Genomic DNA, 21,297 nt, shown 5'->3' with positions numbered 1-21,297 from the left:
CTTCCGTATCGCTATAAGCCGAGCCATGACCCGTCTACTGCGCTACATCCTGTTGCCCGCACTGTTCGTCCTCGCCCTGATCGGCACGCTGATCTACAGCCTGACCTGGCGCCCCGACGCCCGGGAAACCCTGCCGGTCAGTTGCACCGGGCAACCGCCGATGCTGGTCCCCGGTCAGGCTCTGAAGGTCATGACCTGGAACGTGCAATACCTGGCCGGCAAGCGCTACGTGTTCTGGAATGACCTGGCGCAAGGCGACGACGAAGCCCCGACTCCGGAAGACATGGCCTTCAGCCTCGATGAAGTCGCGCGAGTGATCCGCGACGAACAGCCCGACGTGGTGCTGTTGCAGGAACTGGATGACGGCGCCAAGGCCAGCGACTACCAGAACCAGCTCAAGCTGTTGCAGGAGCGTCTGACCGACCTCTACCCGTGCAGCGCCCACGCCTTCGACTGGAAGGCCGATTTCGTCCCGGATCCGCACATCTTCGGCAGCGTCGGCCGGCAGCTCGCCACCCTCAGCCGCTACCGCATCGAACACGCCGAGCGCCTGCAATTACCGGTGCAGCCAGCGAACCTCATCAGCCGTCAGTTCCAGCCGAAAGATGCGCTGCTCGCCACCACTTTGCCGCTCAGCGATGGCGGGCAACTGGTGGTGTTCAACACCCATCTGGATCGCGCCACCCAACCGGACGACACCTTGCAAGCGCAGGTGACAGCGGTGGCCAAGGTCCTCGACAAACACGAAAGCCACGGCACGCCGTGGCTGATCGGCGGCGACTTCAACCTGTTGCCGCTCGGCCAGTACCGGCGCCTGCCCACCGAGCAGCGCACGCCCTACTCCGCCGACAGTGCGCTGCATGTGCTGTGGGACAAATACCCGATGATCCCGACCAACAACGAAGCCAGCGGCATCGACCGCGCCAAGTGGCTGACCCACTACCCCAACGACCCCGGCCTCAACGGCCCGGACCGCACGGTCGATTACCTGTTCTACAGCCCGAAGATCAAACGGGTCGAAGCCACGGTGCGGCAGGACGACACCTTGCGCATCTCCGATCATTTACCGGTGATTGCGAAGTTCCTCCTGCCACCCAACTGACCTCAATGAGCCTCTTCGAGATCGTCGTGCAACAGCCCGAAGATCTGCCGCTTCATGTCGATGAACGAGCGTTCCATCACCATGTCCAGCGTGCGCGGGCGTTCGATCGGCACATCGAGAATCTGCTTGATCCGCCCCGGCCTGGCGCCCATCACATACACCCGATCGCCGAGCAGGATCGCTTCGTCGATGTCGTGGGTGACGAACAACACGGTCTTCTTGCTGTTGCCCCACACCCGCAATAACAGCTGCTGCATTTGCAGGCGGGTCTGGCTGTCCAGGGCACCGAAGGGTTCGTCCATCAGCAGGATCTGCGGATCGTTGGCCAGCGCCCGGGCAATCGCCACCCGTTGCATCATGCCGCCGGACAACTGCTTGGCGTAGTTGTCGGCAAACCCGGACAAGCCGACTTCATGCACATAGTGATCGACGATTTCCTTGCGCCGCGCCGCCGGCATGCCCCGGCGCTTGAGGCCGAACTCGACGTTCTGCCGCACGGTCAGCCACGGGAACAGCGTGTAGCTCTGAAACACCATCCCGCGATCCGCGCCGGGGCCCTGCACTTGCTGACCGCCAACGTAGATATCGCCGGAGGTCGGCTCGGCCAGCCCGGCGGTAAGGTACAGCAGGCTCGACTTGCCGCAACCGGACGGCCCGACCAGTACCGCGAACTGCTGGTCCGGCACCTCGAACGACACTTCTTCCAGCGCGGTAAACGTACCGCCGCCGGGTTTGCTGTAGCGCAGGCTGACCTTGTCCACCTGCAACCTTGGCGCGGCGTGGGCCGGTGCGGCGACCGGCTCGATGAAACGACGGTTGGCAGCGGTTACTGAGCCCATGCGGCAATCCTCAAACGCAAGAAGCGGAACAGTTGATCGGTGACCAGGCCGAGCAGGCCGATGATCGCGATGGCGAGAAAAATCACGTCGACCTGAAAGCCGCGCATGGCCTTGAGGCTCAAGTAACCGAGGCCGCTCGATGCGGCGACCAGTTCGGCGACCACCAGATACGTCCAGGCCCAGCCCATGGTCACCCGCAAGGTGTCGAGCACACCGGGCAACGACGCCGGGGCGATCACGTGCAGCACCGCGTCACGCCGGTTGGAGCCGAGGGTGTAGGAGGCGTTGATCAAATCCTTGGAGATGCCTTTGGACACGTCGGCGATCATCACCAGTTGCTGGAAGAACACGCCGAAAATGATCACCGACACCCGTTGCTCCAGACCGATACCGATCCACAGGATGAACAGCGGCACGAACGAGGTCACCGGCAGATAGCGGATGAAGTTGACCAGCGGTTCGAGGAACGCCTGGACGATGCGAAAGCTGCCCATCAGCAAACCCAGCGGCACCGCCACCAGCGACGACACGATGAAACCGACCATCACCACTTCTACACTGGCCCAGACATGCTGGCCCAAGGTGCCGTCACGGCTCAGGCGCACGGCGGCTTCGACCACCGCGCCGGGCGTCGGCAGGAACATCCCCGGCACGATTCCGCCATAGGACAACCCGGCCCACAGGCCGACCAGCAACATCCAGGCCAGACCGCTGGCGCTCCACACCACCGGCACCGGCAATCCGGTCTTCGGCGTGATGCAGCGGCTCAGCCATGAATTGCGCTTGAACATGACCAGTCTCCTAGAGCGGGCTGACGAAACGGTTATCCACCAGATCGTCATTGCTGACGTTGTAGGGCTTGCCCTGCAATTCGCTGGCGGTTTCGTTGGCCAGTTTGATCAGCGGCGCGCTGTCACCCGGCTTGCCCGGCGAGCCAAGGAGTTTTTCGCTCATGGCCTGATCGTAGAAGCGCACGCCCTGCGCGGCGGCGGCCAGTTCCTTCGGATCGGACAGGTAACCGCCGACGCCCTTGGCCATGATTTCGTAGGCTTTCTGTGGATGGTCCTTGGTGAACTGCACGGCTTTGTAGAGGCCGGCGACCAGCGCCTTGACGTCTTCCGGCTGCTTCTCGATCACCGAGCAATTGAGCGCCACCACATCGACGATCACGCCAGGCGTACTGCTGCTGTCGATCAGCACCTTGCCCTGCTGCTTGTCGCGCACCATCGACAGATGCGGCTCCCAGGTCACGGCGGCAGGCACGCGACCGGCAATGAACGCGGTAGCGGCATCGTCGGCGGTCATGTTCTGCACGGTAATGTCGCTCATGCTCATGCCGTTCTTTTTCAGCAGGTACGAGAGCCAGAACTGCGAGGTCGACCCTTCGTTGACGGCCACGGCCTGGCCTTTGAGTTCTTGCAGGCTCTTGACGTTCTTGCCGACCAGCACGCCGTCGCCGCCATGGCTGTCATCCAGCGCGGCCACGGCTTTGAAGCAGAATTGCGGGCGGTACTTGAGCACTTCGTCGATGGTCGAGGCCGAGCCGGACAATTGCCCGGACGCCTGGGCGGCCATGTACATCGACGCTTCTTCGACCACCGGCAATTCGACGGTCAGGCCGTTTTCCTTGAAGTAGCCCAGATCCTGAGCCAGATACAGGGTGCCGTAACCGACCCACGTGGTGTGGCCAATCGACAAGGTGCCGGCCTGGGCGGCGGTGACGCAAAGGGCGGAAATCGCCAGAGGACATGCAAGACGGGTAAACAAGGACTTGTTCATGGAGCACTCCCAACGCTGTTGATTTAGTTGTCATGGGCAGTACGGCCAGCCGTGGTGTCGCGATTGCACGCTGCGGTCTCTGCTGGACTCTGGCGGGCAATGCCTTGGCTGGCGAAATCGATGTTGACCCAGGCTTGGCGTCAGGAAAACGAGGAAATAGTTAGACGCGAACGATGAAAAAACTGGGTAGTGCGCACCGCGAAAGGGCGCGTCGGGCGGGGGTGCCCGAGGTGGGTGCAGATTGGGAAAAAGTCTGGCGGAGATCGTTCCCACGCTCTGCGTGGGAATGCAGCCCGGGACGCTCTGCGTCCCATTCGAGAGCTGGAACGCGGAGCGTCCCTTGAGGCATTCCCACGCAGAGCGTGGGAACGATCAGGACACGGAACGAGCGATCGGGGGAGTTAGAGCCGGCCGTATTCCTGCGCCGTACGATCCAGCGCTTTCAACGTCTTGCCCACCAGCTCGTCAATCTCTTCACGACTGGCAATCAGCGCCGGCGCCATGATCATCCGCCCCAGGGTCGAGCGAATGATCACCCCCTCTTCAAAACCGATCGTGCGGCAGCGCCAGGCGATGTCGTTCTCATTGGCGAAGCGCTTGCGCGTGGCCTTGTCTTCGGCCAGTTGCAACGCCGCGACCATGCCCGTGCCCTGGATATCGCCCACCAACGGGTGATTGCCGAACACCTCGCGCAGGCACTGTTGCAGGTACGGGCCGATGTCATCCTTGACCCGCGTCACCACGCCTTCATCGCGCAAGGCCTTGAGGTTGGCAATCGCCACCGCCGCCGCTACCGGGTGCCCGGAATAGGTCAGGCCGTGGGCGAACACACCGCCCTGCTCCACCAGCACGTCGGCCATTTTCTTCGACAGGATCAGGCCGCCCATCGGGATGTAACCAGAGGTCAGGCCCTTGGCGATGGACAGGGTGTCCGGCTCGAAACCGAAGTATTCGTGGGCGAACCATTCACCGGTGCGACCGAAGCCGCCGATCACTTCATCGGCACACAACAGCACGTCGTACTTGCGGCAGATACGCTGGATTTCCGGCCAGTAGCTTTCCGGCGGGAAGATCATCCCGCCCGCACCCTGGAACGGTTCGGCGATGAAGCCTGCAACCTTGTCGGCGCCCAGTTCGAGGATCTTCGCTTCCAGTTGCTGCGCCGCTCGCTGGCCGAATTCAGCCGGTGTCAGGTTGCCTTCGTGGGCGAAGAAGTACGGCTCGTCGATGTGTGCGATGTCGGGAATCATCCCGCCCATTTCGTGCATGAACTTCATGCCGCCGAGGGCCGTCGCGGCCAAGGTCGAACCGTGATAACCGTTCCAGCGGCCGATCATGATTTTCTTCTCGGGCTTGCCCAGCACCTGCCAGTAACGGCGCACGGTACGGATCAGCACCTCGTTGGCCTCGGAGCCGGAGTTGGTGTAGATCGCGTGGCTGTAGTGCCCCGGCAGCAGGCTGAACAGCAGCTCGGAGAGCTCGATCACCTGCGGGTGGGTGGTGTGGAAAAACATGTTGTAGTACGGCAACTGCTCCAGTTGCCGGCTCGCCGCGGCGTTCAGATCCTTGCGCCCGTAGCCGAGGTTGGTGCACCACAGCCCGGACATGCCGTCGAGGTAACGCCGACCATCGTTGTCCCACAGATGCAGGCGGTCACCGCGCACCATCACCCGTGGGCCTTCGTCGTTGAGGGCCTTCTGGTCGACGAACGCATGAATGTGGTGCGCTGCATCGGCGGCCTGGTAGTCGCGGGTTTCACGTGAGGTGGTCATCGCCGGATCTCCTTTTTTGTTGTGAGCGGCTGTCATGAGCGCAGTTGAAACCAGGTGGTTTTCAACTGGGTGTATTTGTCGAACGAGTGCAGCGACAGATCGCGGCCGAACCCGGATTGTTTGCCGCCGCCGAACGGCACGGTCACGTCCAGCGCATCGACGCTGTTGACCGACACCGTACCGGCTCGCAATTGCCGCGCCACCCGGTGCGCGCGGTGCAGATCATCGGTCCACAGCGACGCCGCCAGACCGTAGACGCTGTCGTTGGCCAGTCGCAAGGCGTGGGCCTCGTCATCGAACGGAATCACCGCCAGCACCGGGCCGAACACTTCTTCGCGAAACAGGGTCATGTGCGGCTGCACGCCGGTGAAAATCGTGGGCTGAATGAAGTTGTCCGAGCCGTTGAAACTCAGCTGCCGCCCGCCGCAGACGCGGGTCGCGCCTTCGCGCTCGGCCTGGTTGATGAAGCGCAGAATGCTTTCGGTCTGACGAGTATCGACGATTGCCCCGGCCGCACTCGCCGGGTCCAGCGGATCGCCCGGCTGCCAGCGTTCGGCCTGAGCCTTCAGCCGTTCAACGAACTGGTCATGAATCGAGCGTTCCACCAGTAACCGCGAGTTGGCCGAGCAGACCTCGCCCTGATTGAAGAAGATCCCGAACGCGGCTTTCTGCGCCGCCAGATCCAGATCCTTGCAGTCGGCGAACACCAGGTTGGCGCTCTTGCCGCCGCACTCCAGCCATACCTGCTTGAGGTTCGACTGTGCGGAGTACTGCATGAAATATTTGCCGACCTGGGTCGAGCCGGTGAACACCAGACAATCGACATCCGGGTGCAGGCCCAAAGCTTTGCCGGCCTGCTCTCCAAGCCCCGGCAGCACGTTCAGCACACCGGCCGGCAGCCCGGCTTCCAGCGCCAGCTCGGCCAGACGCAATGCGGAGAACGGTGATTGCTCGGCGGGTTTGAGGATCACCGAGTTGCCCGCCGCCAGCGCCGGTGCGAGTTTCCACGCGGCCATGTCCAGCGGGAAATTCCACGGCACCACGGCGGCGACCACGCCCAGCGCTTCGCGGGTGATGGTCGCCAGTACATTCGAGGCGCTCGGCGCGACCTGATCGTAGAGTTTGTCGAGGCTTTCGGCGTACCAGCGAAACACCCCGGCGGCGCCCGGGACGTCGATGTTGTAAGCGTCCGTCACCGGCTTGCCCATGTTCAGCGAATCGAGCAGCGCCAGCTCTTCGCGATGGGCCAGAATCAGATCCGCCAGCCGCAGCAGCACTTGCTTGCGCTCGGTCGGTGAACGCCCGGCCCAGGTGCCGGCCTCGAACACCTGTCGCGCATTCTGCACCGCCGCGTCGACATCCTCTTCACCACACGCGGCGACGTTTGCCAGCAGCTGGCCGGTGGCCGGGTTGATCGCGGCAAAGGTCTGCCCCGACTGCGCCGCACGCAGTTTGCCGTTGATCACGGCATGGCTCGGATAGCTCAATTCAGCGGCCTTGCGCTGCCAGTCTGCAAGCTCGAACACGGTGGTTGCTCCTTGGACTTTTATTCTTTTGCGAACACTGCGCAGTCGATAGTCGCTCAGGCTTGTGCGAGCTAAAACCAGTAAAAATGTCTTCGCAGACAATAAAAAAGGTAACCAGCCGATGGCCCCTTCGCGCGCGTATGGGGCTATTGTTCAGAGACAAAAAACCGCCGACAGAACGGAGGCCGGCGGCTTACAAATTGCTTGGATGTGGAATCCGTTCGCTTTGAGGTTCACCGTGGCCGCTTACAACCTGCGTCAGTTGAAATACTTCATCACCACCGTCGAATGCGGCAGCGTCGCCGAAGCGTCGCGCAAGCTGTACATCGCGCAACCAGCGATTTCCACGGCGATCAAGGGGCTGGAAGACAGCTTCGGCGTGCAACTGCTGATCCGCCATCACGCTCAGGGCGTGTCCCTGACACCGAGTGGCGCGCGGTTCTTCCGCAAGGCCCAGGAACTGCTGCGCATGGCCAAGGAGTTCGAACAGAACGCCCTCGCCGACAACGACGTGGTGGCCGGGCAGATCGATATCGGCTGTTTTGAAACGGTGGCGCCGCTGTACCTGCCGCAACTGATTGCCGGCTTCTCGGCGCTGTATCCGGGGGTGAAGATCCGCATCCGCGACGGCGAACAACAGGAACTGGTGCAAGGCCTGACCTCGGGCACCTTCGACCTGGCAATCCTCTACAAACACGACCTCGACGCCACCATCGAAACCGAACCCCTGATGCCGGCCCAACGGCCTTACGCCCTGCTCCCGGCAGATCACCGCTTCGCCCAGCTCAAGCAGGTTTCGCTGCGGGACTTGTGCCTGGAACCGATGATCCTGCTCGACGTGCAACCGAGCCGCACCTACTTCGTCAGCCTGTTCGAAGAACTCGGGCTGTCGCCACGCATCGATTTCAGCTCGCCGTCGATCGAAATGGTGCGCGGCATGGTCGGCCAGGGTTTCGGCTTCTCGATCCTGGTGACCCGCCCGCACTCGGAATGCACCTACGACGGCAAGAAAGTCGTGTGCGTGGACATCGTCGAAGACGTCACCGGCTCAGGCCTCGTGGCCGCGTGGCTCAAACGCGGACAACTGACCAAACCGGCGCAGTTGTTTGCCGATTATTGCCGGGAGCAGCTGACCGCCAAGGCCAGCCGCTGACCCTCACGTACCGCGCGGCTTGGCCCGGGCGGTGGCTTCAGCCACCAGCGGATCATCCGGCCAATAGTGCTTCGGATACCGCCCCTTCAGATCCTTCTTCACTTCGGCATAGGTGCTGCGCCAGAAGTTGGCCAGATCCTGCGTCACCTGCACCGGACGCCGTGCGGGCGACAGCAGGTGCAGCTTGACCACCTGCCGGCCGCCGGCGATGCGCGGTGTGTCGGCGAGGCCGAACAGCTCCTGCAAGCGCACGGCGAGAATCGGCGGTTGCTCGCTGTAGTCGAGTCGAATCGACGAGCCCGACGGCACGCTCAGGTGATGGGGTGCCTGTTCGTCGAGCTGTTGCGGCAGTGGCCATGGCAGCAGATTGCGCACGATGCTCGACAGGTCGAGGTTGGCGAAATGACTGAGGCGCGAGACCTTGCCCAAGTACGGCATCAGCCAGTCTTCAAGGGTTTTCAGCAGCGTGGCGTCGCTGACATCCGGCCATTGGCTTTCGCCTTTGGCGTCCAGGTCGAGCTGACGCAGCAACGCGACTCGCGCCTGCCACTGGCGCAGTTCCGGGGTCCACGGCAGCAGCTCCAGCCCCTTGCGCCGCACCAGATTGACCAGTGCCTGACTTCGGGCGTTTTCGTCGAGACCGGTCAGTGGTTCGCGGCTGAGGATCAGTTCGCCAACCTTGCGTTGGCGCTCTGCGCGCAACACGCCTTCGCGCTCGTCCCAGTCCAGTTGATCGACGTTGTGCACTTGTTCGGCCAGCACCGAATCGAACAGCGCCGGATCGAAATCTGCCGCCAGATAAATCCGTTCCTCACGCTGGCCCTGACGGCTGCCAAGGTCGGCGATGACGATCCACGGTTCCTTCATCAGGCTGTCGGCTTCGGCGAACAGCGCCGCGCGGCCGTTGGCCAGACGATATTCGGCACCACCGGCACGCCGCTGCTGAGCGACGCGGTCCGGGTAGGCCAGCGCCAGCAAGGCGCCGAGCCAGCGCGGGTGATCCGGATCGGCAACTGGTTCGCTGGCCTTGCCGCGCAGATAGCCGCGATATTGCCGCGCCAGTTGCCGGGCGCGCTGCACGCCGCCCTGGGCACCGCGCGCCGCGCGTTCTTCACCGGACAGCAGCACCAGACGACTGTGCAGATCAGCCCTCGCACCGCGCAAAATATCCCGTTCGCCGAGCAATGCAGCGACGTCGCACGCCATGTTCGCCAGCCCCAGTGCCTGACCGCGCAACAGCAAATGAGCGACGCGCGGGTGCGCCGGCAATTCGGCCATGGCCTGTCCATGGCGATTCAGGCTTTCACCGTCCAGCGCACCGAGGCGCTGCAACAAATCCTGAGCCTGTGCATAAGCGGCGGCCGGCGGCACGTCCAGCCAGATCAGATCACTCGGCGCCACGCCCCAGCGACCGAGTTGCAAAGCCAGCCCAGCCAGATCCGCCGACAGAATTTCCGCGCTGCCATAAGCCGCCAGCTGTTCATGCTGATCCTGCGACCACAGCCGATAACACACGCCCGGCTCCAGACGCCCGGCCCGACCCGCGCGCTGGGTGGCACTGGCTTTGGAGATACGCTGAGTGTCGAGGCGGGTCATGCCGCTGCCCGGATCGAAACGCGGCACTCGCGCCAGCCCGGCGTCGATCACCACGCGCACGCCGTTGATGGTCAGGCTGGTCTCGGCGATGTTGGTGGCCAGCACCACTTTGCGCTGGCCTGCCGGCGCCGGGTCGATGGCGGCACGCTGGGCATTCAGGTCGAGTTCGCCGTGCAACGGGCAGAGCAACACGTCGCTGCGCTCACCGATGGCGTCCGCCAGTTGTTGATGAACACGCCGGATTTCCGCCTGCCCCGGCAGAAACACCAACAGGCTGCCGGTTTCATCGTGCAGCGCTTCGAGCACCGTTTGCGTGACGCGTTGATCGATGTATTCGCCGGGCTGGAACGGCCGGCCCCAGCGCATCGTCACCGGGAACATCCGGCCTTCGCTGCGCAGGATCGGCGCGTCGTCGAGCAACCCGGCCAGACGTTCGCCTTCAAGGGTGGCGGACATCAGCAGAATCTTCAGCGGTTGTTCAGCTCGAAACAGCTCGCGACCGTTCAGACTGAGGGCCAGCGCCAGATCGGCGTCGAGGCTGCGTTCGTGAAATTCGTCGAAGATCAGCAGGCCCACGCCTTCCAGCGCCGGGTCGTCCTGCAGACGCCGGGTGAGAATGCCTTCGGTAACCACTTCGATGCGCGTATTGGGGCCGACCTTGCTGTCGAGGCGGATGCAGTAACCGACGGTTTCACCGACCTTCTCGCCCAGCTCGCTGGCCAGCCGCTCCGCCGCTGCACGCGCCGCCAGTCGACGAGGTTCGAGCATGAGGATGGTCTGCCCGTTCAGCCACGCTTCATTGAGCAGGGCCAAGGGCACGCGGGTGGTTTTACCGGCGCCGGGCGGTGCTTCGAGCACGGCTTCGTGGCGTGTCGCGAGGGCTTCACGCAGGGCAGGTAAAACGTCATCGATCGGCAACGAATTCATACTGGCTCCAAAACAGAGGGCCGAGTATAACGGCGAACTGCCAGGCGTTCGTCAGGGTCTTAACTTCACACGATGACGCTTCGTTAACAGATGACTCAGGAGATTCCCATGCGCTTACCTTTTCGCCTGATCGGCGGTGTACTGGTTGCCACCCTGCTCACTCAGATCACCGCGTGCGGTTCGATTTTCTACCCAGACCGGCGCGGCCAGATCGACGGCAAGATCGACCCGGCGATTGCCGTGCTCGATGCCGTGGGCCTGTTGTTCTATATCCTTCCCGGCGTGATCGCGTTTGCAGTGGACTTCGCCACCGGCGCGATCTACTTCGAACCGGGCCATACGGCGCAGGTCGATCCGGCCAAGCTCAAGCAAGCCATCGGCCCGGACGGTCAGGTCGATAACTTGAAGTTGCAGGCTATTCTCGAAACGGAGCTGGGCCGCAATCTGCCGCTGGACGACCCGCGCCTGATCCAGCACAAGGGCAGCACCCAGCAACTGGCGATGTTCGGCCTGCAACCTGCCGCTTAAGGAATAGACGCACCCATGACCACAAGCACCGAACACGCCCGCCTGCTGCGGCTGGCGACCCGCGCCTCGGTGGCGGTGGCCTGTACGCTGATCATCGCCAAAGCCATCGCCTGGTGGCTGAGCGGTTCGGTGAGCATGCTCGCCGGCCTCACCGACTCGGCCCTCGATGGCGTCACTTCGTTGCTCAATCTGCTGGCGGTGCATTACGCGCTGCGCCCGGCGGATGATGATCACCGTTATGGCCACGGCAAGGCCGAGTCCCTGGCGGGCATGGCGCAGGCGCTGTTCATTGGCGGCAGTGCGGTGCTGATCGCGTTTCAGGCTTATGAGCGCCTGAAAAATCCCGAGCCACTCGGCGCGCCGTGGCTGAGCATTGGTGTGATCGTGTTTTCCCTGCTGCTGACTGTCGCGCTGTTGATGCTGCAGCATCGGGTCATCAGGCAGACCGGCTCCAACGCCGTGCGGGCGGATTCACTGCATTACCGTTCGGACCTGTTACTCAACGGCAGCATTCTGATTGCGCTGGTGTTGGCCGGATTGGGCTTCGATCAGCTGGATGCGTGGTTCGGTCTGGGAATTGCGGCATACATTCTGTGGAGCGCGATCCAGATCGCCCGGGAAAGTTTTTCGGTGCTGATGGATGAAGAGCTGCCGACGGATGTCAGTCAGCACATGCTCGAACTGGCGTGCGGCGTGCCGGGAGTATTGGGCGCACACGATCTGCGCACACGGATTTCCGGCAATCACTGGTTCGTGCAGTTGCACCTGGAATTGCCGGGGGAGCTGACGCTGTCAGTCGCCCATGGCATCAGCGATCAGGCGGCGGATGCCATTCACAAAGCCTACCCACGGGCCGAAGTGCTGGTGCACGCCGACCCGCAGGAAGTGGTCAAAGCCGCTCGGGCTCAGTAGTTGACCTGATAACCGCGACTGCTCAGGCAATTGCCCTGGGCCTGACGGTAGGCCTGCACCACTTCGGGCGCCGGTTGATAAGTCGCGGTGCGCGGATTGAAGCCGCTCTGCTGCACCGCGTACTGATAGCACTCATAGCCGTCGCGCTGAACCTGCTCCGGTGACTGACCGTTGGCCGGATACGCTTCCACGTCATAACCATTGCCGGTCGGCTGCGGTGGCTGCGGTGGCTGCGGCGACGGCGGCTCGACTACCACGTAATCCTGGGTCGCCTCCTGATAGGCGTAGTACGAGCCGGCGGCGAGGAACAGCAGCGAACCGCCGATCCACACTTCACGAGCGTAATCCGGCAGGTACTGGATGCGAATCCCGCGCGGCGGCTGAACCACGATATAGCGCGGGCCTTGCGGGCGATACCAGTAGCCGCCGGAGTAGAAATAGTCCTGGCCGCGATACGGCACGCGGTAATCCCGATCCGGGAAACGGTCGATCACATGACCCGGCCGGTATTGCGGGCCAGGGCCCCAGCCGTTGCCATGCCCGTCGGGGCGACCCGGCCAGCGATTGTCGTTGGGGCGGTTGCCGGTCTGCCAGTTCTGGTGATAACCATTCTGCGGACGCTCGTCGCGGTAGTAACCCTGACGCGGTTCCTGGGTCTGGCGCACGGTGTCGGGGCGCGGCTGGATCGGCAGGTCATTGGCCGGCAGTTGCGGCGGCGGTGGCGGCTGGCGCACCGGGTTGGGGTTATAGGCCGGACGTGGCTGGTTCTGGTTCTGCCACTGGCCGTTGTTCGGTTGGCCGTGATTCTGCTGGCCGTTGTGCTCGAACTGGCGGCTGTTGTCGCCACGAATGATGTCGTTGTTCTGCCGCTGCGGATTATCTTGGCCGTGCTGCTGATTGCCGCCGCCATGGCCCTGATTGTTGCCCTGATGCTCCGGCCCGCGTCCGCCGCCGTCGGGGCCGCGATTCTGCGGTTCATCCGCCAGCGCTTGCGCACCGACACTCACACACAGCAAACCAACACTGGCCAGACGCCAGATGCGCGACTTCATGAAATTCCTCACTGCGGACTAGAGCCTGAAATTAAGAGGGCGTGTAGCTAAGACCGGGGATGAGTACACCGGGTTCTGCTACAGGTTATCAGTCACGTCATTTATTTATTGAGCGAGAAGAGTCAAATCGCGGGCAGAAAAAAGGGAGACCCGTCGGCCTCCCTTCTAGAGAACTTCGTCCTGGCTCGACGCTTTTGACGTCGGCTCACCTCACGCCGTCTTCTGGACAGTGTGCAGCTCGGGGGCCGGCACAACCCCGGTGGGGGTGGCGGCCGCGGCAGGCCGGATTGGGCGGGCCGCGTGGACTGTGTTACCGAGCAGTGATTCTGGTGATAAGAATAGGCCCGGCGCCGCGACAGATGATTGCGAAGATTGCTCAAATAAACATCACTTGCGCAATTTTTAACCCTGGATAGATAATCCGCCGCAATAGTTAAGACAAAGGACCGTTTGATGAGCAAACTCGACCGTTACGACCTCAGTATTTTGGCGGAATTGCAGCGCGACGCCCGCATCTCCAACCAGGAACTGGCCGAGCGCATCGGTCTGTCGCCCTCCCCGTGCTCGCGCCGGGTCAAGCAACTGGAGGACGACGGCTACATTTCCCGCCAGGTCGCCCTGCTCGATCGCAAGATGCTCGGCCTGAGCCTGACCGCCTACGTACTGATCGGCATGGACCGGCACACGCCGGAGCGTTTCGAGAACTTCGAAGCGGCGATCCGCACGTTGCCGCAAGTGCTGGAATGCAGCCTGGTCACCGGTGTCGATGCCGATTATCAGCTGAAAGTGGTGGTGCCGGACATGGATCACTATCAGAAGCTGCTGCTGGGGCACCTGACCCGGATCGAAGGCGTGACCAGCGTGCGCTCGAGCTTTGTGCTGAATCAGGTGCTCAACAGCACTGAATTGCCGCTGACTCATCTGCGTAGCTGATCAAGAGCTGCCCTCATCGGAACGCCGCCCGCCCAGCCCTCTCCCGCAGGGAGAGGGGGCCGACGGTGGGTTGCTCGAGAAGTACGCCGACCTGAACGCCCTGCTGTGAATCCATAATCGACTGGAAATTTCAGGTCGATGTATGACGCCAGACACCTCGGTCAGTCCCCTCTCCCCCCGGGAGAGGGTTAGGGTGAGGGCCAGTCGTCGGATCAGACCCAGATCAATGCCACCCCGCCCCCCTTGGCGTATACTCGCCGCGCCCTTTTAGCCCCGTGCGTGCCGGAGAACCCGATGGATCCAGCAGTATTTGAAGAGTGGATGATGACCGGTCTGGTCAGCATCCTGATCATTTTCATGGGTTTCATCGTCTGGGATCTGGCGAAGAAGTCCAAGGCCGGGCGCTTTGGCTCGTTCATTCTGTTTTTCGTGCTGGGCCTGGGCGTGGCCGCATTCATCATCAAGAGCGTGGTGATCGGCCTGATTGAATCCGGCGCTTTATAAGCGCGCCGGCACTTCTTTCCACTGGCCCTGGTCGAGCCCTTCGATCGTCCAGTCACCAATCCTGACCCGCACCAGCCGCAACGTCGGCAGCCCGACCGCCGCCGTCATCCGCCGCACCTGGCGGTTGCGCCCTTCGCGAATCACCAGTTCCAGCCAGGTTGTCGGAATGGTTGCGCGAAAGCGCACTGGCGGATTGCGCGGCCACAGCTCGGGCTCATCCAGTTGCCGCGCTTGCGCGGGCAAGGTCATGCCGTCATTCAATTCGACGCCGTCGCGCAGACGCTGCAACTGCTCGGCCGTCGGCACGCCTTCGACCTGCACCCAATAGGTTTTCGCCAGCTTGTGCTTGGGGTCGGCGATCCGCGCCTGCAACTGGCCGTCGTTGGTCAGCAGCAGCAAACCTTCGCTGTCACGATCCAGCCGTCCGGCCGGGTAGATGCCCGGAATGTCGATGTAATCCTTGAGCGTCGCCCGCCCTTCGCCGTCGCTGAATTGCGTCAGCACATCGAACGGTTTGTTGAACAGGATCAGCTTCGGCTCAGCGGGCGGTGCCTTGGCAACACGGCGCGGGGCTGAAGAAGCTGGCTTCGCGCCGGGGCGGCGGGAAGGTGGACGTTGAGGACGGGACATAAGAGAGCAGACATTTAGCGATCAGGGCTGACAATGCTAGTGCCCCGACCGCCAAATGACCACGACAAACCGTTAGCGGAACGGCGGCTCGTCGAAGCTGCGCAGTTTGCGCGAGTGCAGCGAATTGAGTTCGGTGCGCAGCAGATCCACCGCTTCAATGCCGATCTTCAAGTGCTGGCTGACCGCACGCTCGTAGAACGCGTTGGCCGAACCCGGCAGCTTGATTTCGCTGTGCAGCGGCTTGTCCGATACACACAGCAACGTGCCGTACGGCACCCGCAGGCGATAACCCTGGGCGGCGATGGTGCCGCTTTCCATGTCCACGGCCACGGCGCGGGACAGGTTGATCAGCGGTCGTTCCTGAGCCCAGCGCAATTCCCAGTTGCGGTCGTCGTAGGTCAGCACGGTGCCGGTACGCAGACGTTTTTTCAGCTCTTCGCCTTTTTCGCCGGTGATATTGGCTGCCGCTTGTTGCAGCGCCAGTTGCACTTCGGCCAGCGCCGGAATCGGAATGTTCGGCGGCACCACCCGGTCGAGAATACCGTCGCGACGCATGTAAGCGTGGGCCAGCACGTAGTCGCCGATGGTCTGCGACTGACGCAGGCCGCCGCAGTGACCGATCATCAGCCAGCAATGCGGACGCAGCACAGCCAGGTGGTCGGTGATGTTCTTGGCGTTGGACGGGCCGACGCCGATATTGACCAAGGTCACGCCGTGGCCATCGCTGGCGATCAGGTGATAGGCCGGCATCTGGTAGCGGTGCCAGACCACACCGGCCGCAATCGCCGAGGCTTCGCCGTGATCCATGCCCTTTTCGATGATCACGTTGCCCGGCAAGACCATGCGTACGAAACGCGGGTCGCGGCGCAGTTGTTCCAGGCCATGGACGATGAACTGGTCGACATAACGGTGGTAGTTGGTCAGCAGAATCCACGGCTGCACATGGCGCCAGTCGCTGCCGGTGTAGTGCACCAGACGACGCAGCGAGAAGTCGACGCGCGCGGCGTCAAACAGCGCCAGCGGCAGCGGATCGGTGTTTTCCCAGTCGTAGAGACCGTCGGCGATGCCATCGGTGGCGGCGGACAGGTCGGTACTCGGGAACACCCGTGCCAGCACGGCGGCAGTGACGCCAGAGCCGGCCAGTTCATCGCCCTGCTCGACCACGTACGGATATGGAATGTTCTGCTCGCTGACCCCGACTTCGACGGTCACGGTGAAGTCGTGCATCAGCGGCGTGAGCTGTTCCAGCAGGTATTTGCGAAACGCCGCCGGGTGGGTGACGGTCACGCTGTAGGTGCCCGGCAACTGCACCTTGGCGTAGGCGCGGGTGGTCTGCGGGACTTCGCCCTGGCAGTGGTAGGTCAGACGCAGTTCGGGATAACGGAACAGGGCACGTTGCTCGGCGTCGGGCTCGACGCGATCCTTGAGATAACGCTTGAGCGCCGAGTTCAGCGCCGTGGTGGCCCGCTCATGCAGCTCGGCGAGACGATCCACGGCCTGTTCGGCGGTTTGAACGACAATAAACGCTTCGGTCACGATCAGCTTCCTGTGTTCTGACTTGCAGAGCTTCATCTTGCCTGCATCGTGGCGTCACGGAAACAGTGGCGTTGTGGGTTCACCCTAATCATTCAAACAATGAAGATCCCTGTGGGAGCGAGCTTGCCCGCGATGAGGCCATCACATTCAACATCGATGTTGACTGACAGGCCGTCATCGCTGGCAAGCCAGCTCCCACAGGGTTTTGTTGTGTTTGGGCGACTTGGGTCAGAAACCTTGCGGCGTAGAGCGGGCGACGATGGCTTCGACATCCAGTCCGCGCGGCAACGCGCCGTAGGCCCGCCCGCCTCCGTTCAGACGACTGGCGATGAACGCATCGCTGACCGCCGAATTCCCGGCCTCCAGCAGCAACTTCGCTTGCAGTCCCAGAGCAATGTCTTCAGTCAGTTGCCGAGCGCGGTACTGAATGTCGCTGTTGTCCTTGAACTGTGCCTGCAATTGCTGAATGTGCGCAGCCAGTCGCTTGTCGCCATGACCGTCGCCCAACTCGCTGAACAACACATCGAGTACGCCCGGCTCTTTCGACAACGCCCGCAGCACGTCGAGGCATTGCACGTTGCCGGAGCCTTCCCACGTCGAGTTCACCGGCGCTTCCCGGTAAAGCCGCGGCAGGATGCTCTCCTCGACATAGCCAGCACCGCCCATGCACTCGGCGGCTTCGTTGATCATCCCCGGCGCACGTTTGCAGATCCAGTATTTACCCACCGCCGTCACCAATCGGGCGAACTGCGCTTCATGGCGATCGTCCAGATGATCCAGCGCCTTGCCCATGCGAAGGCTCAGCGCCAGCGCGGCTTCGCTTTCCAGCGCCAGATCGGCCAGCACGTTCTGCATCAGTGGCTGTTCACTGAGCAGTTTGCCGCCGACCTTGCGATGGGCGCAGTGATGGCTGGCCTGAGTCAGCGCCTGACGCATCAGCGAGCTGGAGCCGACCATGCAATCGAAACGGGTCATCGCCACCATCTCGATGATGGTCGGCACGCCGCGCCCTTCTTCGCCGACCATCCATGCCAGCGCGCCTCGGAATTCCACTTCGCTGGAAGCGTTGGACTGGTTGCCGAGCTTGTTTTTCAGGCGCTGGATGTAGAACTGATTGCGCGTGTCGTCCGGGCGATGGCGCGGCAGCAGGAAGCAGCTCAAGCCCTTGTCGGTTTGCGCCAGCGTCAGGAACGCATCGCACATCGGCGCCGAACAGAACCACTTGTGCCCCACCAGTTCATAGGCCTGGCCCGGGCCGCTGGCGCCGACCGGATAAGCTTTGGTGGTGTTGGCACGCACGTCGGTGCCGCCCTGTTTCTCGGTCATCGCCATGCCAATGGTGACGCCCGCCTTGTGGGCCATGCCGACATTGCGCGGGTCGTATTCGGTGGCGAGGATTTTCGGCAGCCATTGCTCAGCCAGATTCGGCTGCAAACGCATCGCGGGGACACTGGCGAAGGTCATGGTCAGCGGGCAACCACTGCCGGCTTCGGCCTGACTGTGCAGATAGGACATGGAAGCGCGGGCGACATGGGCGCCGTCCTGTGGATGAGCCCAGGGCAACGACGTCAAGCCATGTTCAATGGCGATGCGCATCAGCTCGTGATACGCCGGATGAAACTCCACCAGGTCGATGCGATGTCCATAGCGGTCATGACTGGCGAACACCGGTTTGTTCTGGTTGGCGAGGAACCCGGCCTCCATCAGCGGCCCGCCGGCCAGCGCGCCGTAGGCGTCGATCCGCGACTCGGCCCAGCCGGCACCGAACCGCCGCGACCACTCCTGCAACGGCAGGTCGATGCGGTATAGATTGGTGCCGTCCAGCGACGGTGGCTGGTTGGTGACTTCGTGAGTTTCGGCGAACTGATGCAGGTTCATGACGGGGCTCCTTGATCGGCCAGAGCTTCAGTTAAGCACCGCCCCCGAACCGATCAAAGTGTCATATCGGCCTAAATACCGGCGCTTTCACCCTATCAGCAACTCAACACCCGCCGCTGCATCGCAACCTGCAGATCCTCGAATTTCACCGGTTTGCTCAGATAATCGATCGAGCCACCCGACGCGCAATGCTCGCGATCCGCCCCCAGCGCGATCATGAACACCGGCAGATGGGCGCATCCCGGCAGGTCACGAATCTGGCAACACAGCGATGCCCCATCGAGCGGCGGCAACTGGCAGTCGATCAGCACGGCATCGAAGCGCTCGCGCTGCAAACAGTCGAGCGCCGCCGCGCCGTGGTCGGCGGTGCGCACGCGGAAACCGAGCTTGAGCAACATGCCGCGCATCACCAGTTGGTTGACGCTGTTGTCGTCCACCAGCAGCACGGTGCAATCCTGCGGCGCACGCACGGTGTCGCGGCTGAACGCGGGCACGGTTTCCACTTCCGGCAACTCAAACTCGACATCCAGTTGAAAGCGGCTGCCACTCCCCGGTTCGGAGCGGTGTGTGAGCTTGCCACCGAGCAACTCCACCAATTGACGGCAGATCGCCAGACCGACGCCCAGCCCGCCGTATTCGCGGGTCATCGAACCGTCGAGCTGGAAGAAGCGCTGATACATCGTCGCCTCGCCCAGATCGGTAAAACCGATGCCGGTGTCGATCACCGCAAAGGACAGCGCCAGCCGATTGTCCGTCGACGGTTTGCCCGTCACCCGCAATGCCAGACCGCCGACGCGGGTGAACTTGATCGCATTGTCCAGCAGGCACTCCAGGCATTGCGCGAGTTTGGCGCTGTCGCCATGCAGGCGATCCGGCAGGGTCGGCAGCACGTCGACCTTGAAGTCCAGCGACTTGCTCGAAGCATTGCCATCGAACTGCATCCGCAACGCCTCGACCACCCCGCGCAGGCTGAAACTGCCCGGCGTCGCCTTGAGCTTGCCGGCCTGCAATTCGGTCAGGGTCAGGATGCCGTTGACCATGCGCATCATGTCCCGCGCCGAACCGGCGGCAGTCTGCTGGTATTGCTCCAGTTCCGGATCGAGTTCGACGGTCTGCATCAACTCGAGCGAACCGATCACCCCGTTCATGGGCGTGCGCAGTTCGTGGGTCAGGGTCGCGAGGAATTCGTCCTTGAGCTTGTTGCTGTGGGCCAGTTGCTGGTTCAGCACTTCAAGTTTCTGGCCGGCGTCGAACAGGGTCTGCGCCTGTTGTTCGCGCATCGCGTTGATGCGGTCGGCCAGGGCCAGCGACAGCAGCGCCACTTCGATGGCCGAGCCGATCTGGCTGGCGTACATGGTCAGGAACACATTCGGCAGCAGGCCCAGCACCATCATGGTGTTGACGATGCCGCCGATCAGGAACGCCGACCAGGCAATGATGAAATAGCGCGCCACCCGCAGGCCGCGCCACCAAGCGAGGATCCCGGCGGCGAAGATCACCACGGTGAAGGTCAGTGCCAGGGTCGTCGCCAGACGCAGGGCCAGGCCATAACTGGTCATCAACGACAGACCGATCACCACGGCGCCAAAAACAATCAGGGCGATCAACAGACGATCGAGCCAACGGCTGTGGTTCTTCGTCTGCAGGAAACTGCGGGCGAACTGGCTGCCGAAGAGCCCCGCGCAACCGATGAAGAACGGCGTGGCGGCGTTGGCCCACCACGGGTTGTCCGGCCAGAAATACTCGACCGCCGCGCCATTGACCGACAGCTGATAAAGGCCGAACGAGGCGATATAGAAGATGTAATAGAGGTAACTGGTGTCGCGCACGCTGAGGTAGATGAACAGGTTGTAGACCAGCATCCCCAGCAGCACGCCATAAATGATCCCCAGCACGTAGAGGCGCACCGGTTGGTCTTCGAGGTACGCGGTGCTCGACCACAACGTCACCGGCGCCTGGATCGAGCCTTCGCTGGACAACCGCAGATAAACGGTTCGTTGCTGATCCGGCTTGAACGCCAGATCGAACAGGTAATTGTTCTGGCGGATCTCGCGACTGGCGAACGGCAAAGCGTCGCCGGTCTGCCGCACCAGACGGTAGTCACCGGCGGCATCGGGCAGATACAGGTCGAGATGATCGAGCGGCGGATACGCCAGCTCCAGCAACCAGCTGCGCTGCGCCGACGGATTGGTCGGGCGGTAATGCAGGTCGATCTTCAGCCAGAACGCCGAGCGCGAATAACCGGCATTGAGCGTGGCTTTGTCATGGGGTTTGAAGTTTCCAGCGGCGGCTTGCGCGCGGACGTCAGCAATGCTCGCCAGACCGCTCGGGTCTTCGAACACTTGCAGGGATCGACCCAGCGGGAGGCTCTGGGTGAACTCGTCGAACTCGACGGCGCTTGCCAGGAGGGGCAAGCAGAACAGCAACATCAACAAATAGCGCATTGAAGCCCCAGCGTGGCTTGGCCGGTTGTGTCAGGAAGCCCCCCATTCCCTTTGAGATGACGTAAAACCGGTATTACCTGTTATTGGTTTGGATCCACTCTAGCATAGCCGTTGATGGCCATTGAGCACCATGGAAATTTTTCCAAGGAAGGCTCTAGAACGGGCGTTCCAGAGCAAAACACCGGG

The 21,297-nt window shown here is 62.6% G+C and carries 17 protein-coding genes; 6 read left to right on the top strand and 11 right to left on the bottom strand.

Going from position 1 to position 21,297, the window contains the following annotated elements; translation table 11 throughout:
* Positions 1 to 25 precede the first annotated feature (25 nt).
* On the top strand, positions 26 to 1,102 hold the full coding sequence (locus CAF74_RS21430; RefSeq protein WP_085747669.1) for an endonuclease/exonuclease/phosphatase family protein: 1,077 nt from the start codon (positions 26 to 28) through the stop codon (positions 1,100 to 1,102).
* 2 nt (positions 1,103 to 1,104) lie between these two features.
* On the opposite strand, the gene CAF74_RS21425 is transcribed toward CAF74_RS21430, so the two are convergent.
* From CAF74_RS21425 to CAF74_RS21400, 5 genes are all read right to left on the bottom strand, one after another.
* A complete protein-coding gene (locus CAF74_RS21425; RefSeq protein WP_085747668.1) occupies positions 1,105 to 1,941 on the bottom strand; it encodes an ABC transporter ATP-binding protein in 837 nt (278 codons plus the stop codon).
* Positions 1,929 to 2,732: an ABC transporter permease gene (locus CAF74_RS21420; RefSeq protein WP_085747667.1), complete on the bottom strand. Its 804-nt coding sequence runs from the start codon at positions 2,730 to 2,732 to the stop codon at positions 1,929 to 1,931. The genes CAF74_RS21425 and CAF74_RS21420 overlap by 13 nt, the downstream gene beginning before the upstream one ends.
* A gap of 10 nt (positions 2,733 to 2,742) precedes the next feature.
* A complete protein-coding gene (locus tag CAF74_RS21415) occupies positions 2,743 to 3,720 on the bottom strand; it encodes an ABC transporter substrate-binding protein (RefSeq protein ID WP_085747666.1) in 978 nt (325 codons plus the stop codon).
* A gap of 401 nt (positions 3,721 to 4,121) precedes the next feature.
* The gene (locus CAF74_RS21405; RefSeq protein ID WP_085747665.1) at positions 4,122 to 5,492 is read right to left on the bottom strand and encodes an aspartate aminotransferase family protein; all 1,371 of its coding nucleotides are present in this window, start codon (positions 5,490 to 5,492) and stop codon (positions 4,122 to 4,124) included.
* Positions 5,493 to 5,524: 32 nt separating this feature from the next.
* The gene (locus CAF74_RS21400) at positions 5,525 to 7,018 is read right to left on the bottom strand and encodes an aldehyde dehydrogenase (RefSeq protein WP_085747664.1); all 1,494 of its coding nucleotides are present in this window, start codon (positions 7,016 to 7,018) and stop codon (positions 5,525 to 5,527) included.
* Positions 7,019 to 7,256: 238 nt separating this feature from the next.
* Between CAF74_RS21400 and CAF74_RS21395 the strand changes: the two genes are divergently transcribed.
* Positions 7,257 to 8,171 carry a LysR substrate-binding domain-containing protein gene (locus CAF74_RS21395; RefSeq protein WP_085747763.1) on the top strand — a complete coding sequence of 305 codons (915 nt, stop codon included), beginning with the start codon at positions 7,257 to 7,259 and terminating at the stop codon, positions 8,169 to 8,171.
* Between the two features lie 3 nt (positions 8,172 to 8,174).
* Here CAF74_RS21395 and hrpB read toward each other — a convergent pair whose 3' ends face one another.
* Complete coding sequence (gene hrpB, locus CAF74_RS21390; RefSeq protein WP_085747663.1) at positions 8,175 to 10,694, bottom strand: ATP-dependent helicase HrpB; 2,520 nt, start codon at positions 10,692 to 10,694, stop codon at positions 8,175 to 8,177.
* A gap of 108 nt (positions 10,695 to 10,802) precedes the next feature.
* Here hrpB and CAF74_RS21385 point away from each other — a divergent pair, with 108 nt between their 5' ends.
* Both CAF74_RS21385 and CAF74_RS21380 read left to right on the top strand, forming a co-directional pair.
* A complete protein-coding gene (locus CAF74_RS21385) occupies positions 10,803 to 11,222 on the top strand; it encodes a hypothetical protein (RefSeq protein ID WP_039771823.1) in 420 nt (139 codons plus the stop codon).
* Between the two features lie 15 nt (positions 11,223 to 11,237).
* Complete coding sequence (locus CAF74_RS21380; RefSeq protein WP_085747662.1) at positions 11,238 to 12,134, top strand: cation diffusion facilitator family transporter; 897 nt, start codon at positions 11,238 to 11,240, stop codon at positions 12,132 to 12,134.
* Here CAF74_RS21380 and CAF74_RS21375 read toward each other — a convergent pair.
* On the bottom strand, positions 12,128 to 13,186 hold the full coding sequence (locus CAF74_RS21375; RefSeq protein WP_085747661.1) for a DUF6515 family protein: 1,059 nt from the start codon (positions 13,184 to 13,186) through the stop codon (positions 12,128 to 12,130). The two genes, CAF74_RS21380 and CAF74_RS21375, sit on opposite strands and share 7 nt — an antisense overlap.
* Positions 13,187 to 13,639: 453 nt before the next feature.
* Between CAF74_RS21375 and CAF74_RS21370 the strand changes: the two genes are divergently transcribed.
* Both CAF74_RS21370 and CAF74_RS21365 read left to right on the top strand, forming a co-directional pair.
* Positions 13,640 to 14,119 carry an Lrp/AsnC family transcriptional regulator gene (locus CAF74_RS21370; protein ID WP_007909658.1) on the top strand — a complete coding sequence of 160 codons (480 nt, stop codon included), beginning with the start codon at positions 13,640 to 13,642 and terminating at the stop codon, positions 14,117 to 14,119.
* A 294-nt stretch (positions 14,120 to 14,413) separates the two neighbouring features.
* Positions 14,414 to 14,623 (top strand): DUF2788 domain-containing protein, encoded by a 210-nt coding sequence (locus CAF74_RS21365; protein ID WP_003228500.1) that lies wholly within the window; start codon positions 14,414 to 14,416, stop codon positions 14,621 to 14,623.
* On the opposite strand, the gene CAF74_RS21360 is transcribed toward CAF74_RS21365, so the two are convergent.
* From CAF74_RS21360 to CAF74_RS21345, 4 genes are all read right to left on the bottom strand, one after another.
* Positions 14,618 to 15,253 carry a pseudouridine synthase gene (locus CAF74_RS21360; RefSeq protein WP_085612563.1) on the bottom strand — a complete coding sequence of 212 codons (636 nt, stop codon included), beginning with the start codon at positions 15,251 to 15,253 and terminating at the stop codon, positions 14,618 to 14,620. The two genes, CAF74_RS21365 and CAF74_RS21360, sit on opposite strands and share 6 nt — an antisense overlap.
* Positions 15,254 to 15,325: 72 nt before the next feature.
* Positions 15,326 to 16,825, bottom strand: a complete 1,500-nt coding sequence (gene amn, locus CAF74_RS21355; protein WP_162130486.1) for an AMP nucleosidase — start codon at positions 16,823 to 16,825, stop codon at positions 15,326 to 15,328.
* A 192-nt stretch (positions 16,826 to 17,017) separates the two neighbouring features.
* Positions 17,018 to 18,667, bottom strand: a complete 1,650-nt coding sequence (locus CAF74_RS21350) for an acyl-CoA dehydrogenase family protein (RefSeq protein ID WP_085747660.1) — start codon at positions 18,665 to 18,667, stop codon at positions 17,018 to 17,020.
* Positions 18,668 to 18,762: 95 nt separating this feature from the next.
* Positions 18,763 to 21,111: a hybrid sensor histidine kinase/response regulator gene (locus CAF74_RS21345; protein ID WP_085747659.1), complete on the bottom strand. Its 2,349-nt coding sequence runs from the start codon at positions 21,109 to 21,111 to the stop codon at positions 18,763 to 18,765.
* Positions 21,112 to 21,297: the final 186 nt, after the last annotated feature.

This window comes from Pseudomonas sp. R45(2017), from assembly GCF_002112305.1.
GTDB lineage: Bacteria > Pseudomonadota > Gammaproteobacteria > Pseudomonadales > Pseudomonadaceae > Aquipseudomonas > Aquipseudomonas paraglycinae.
This window is presented reverse-complemented; position numbering and strand designations above follow the sequence as displayed.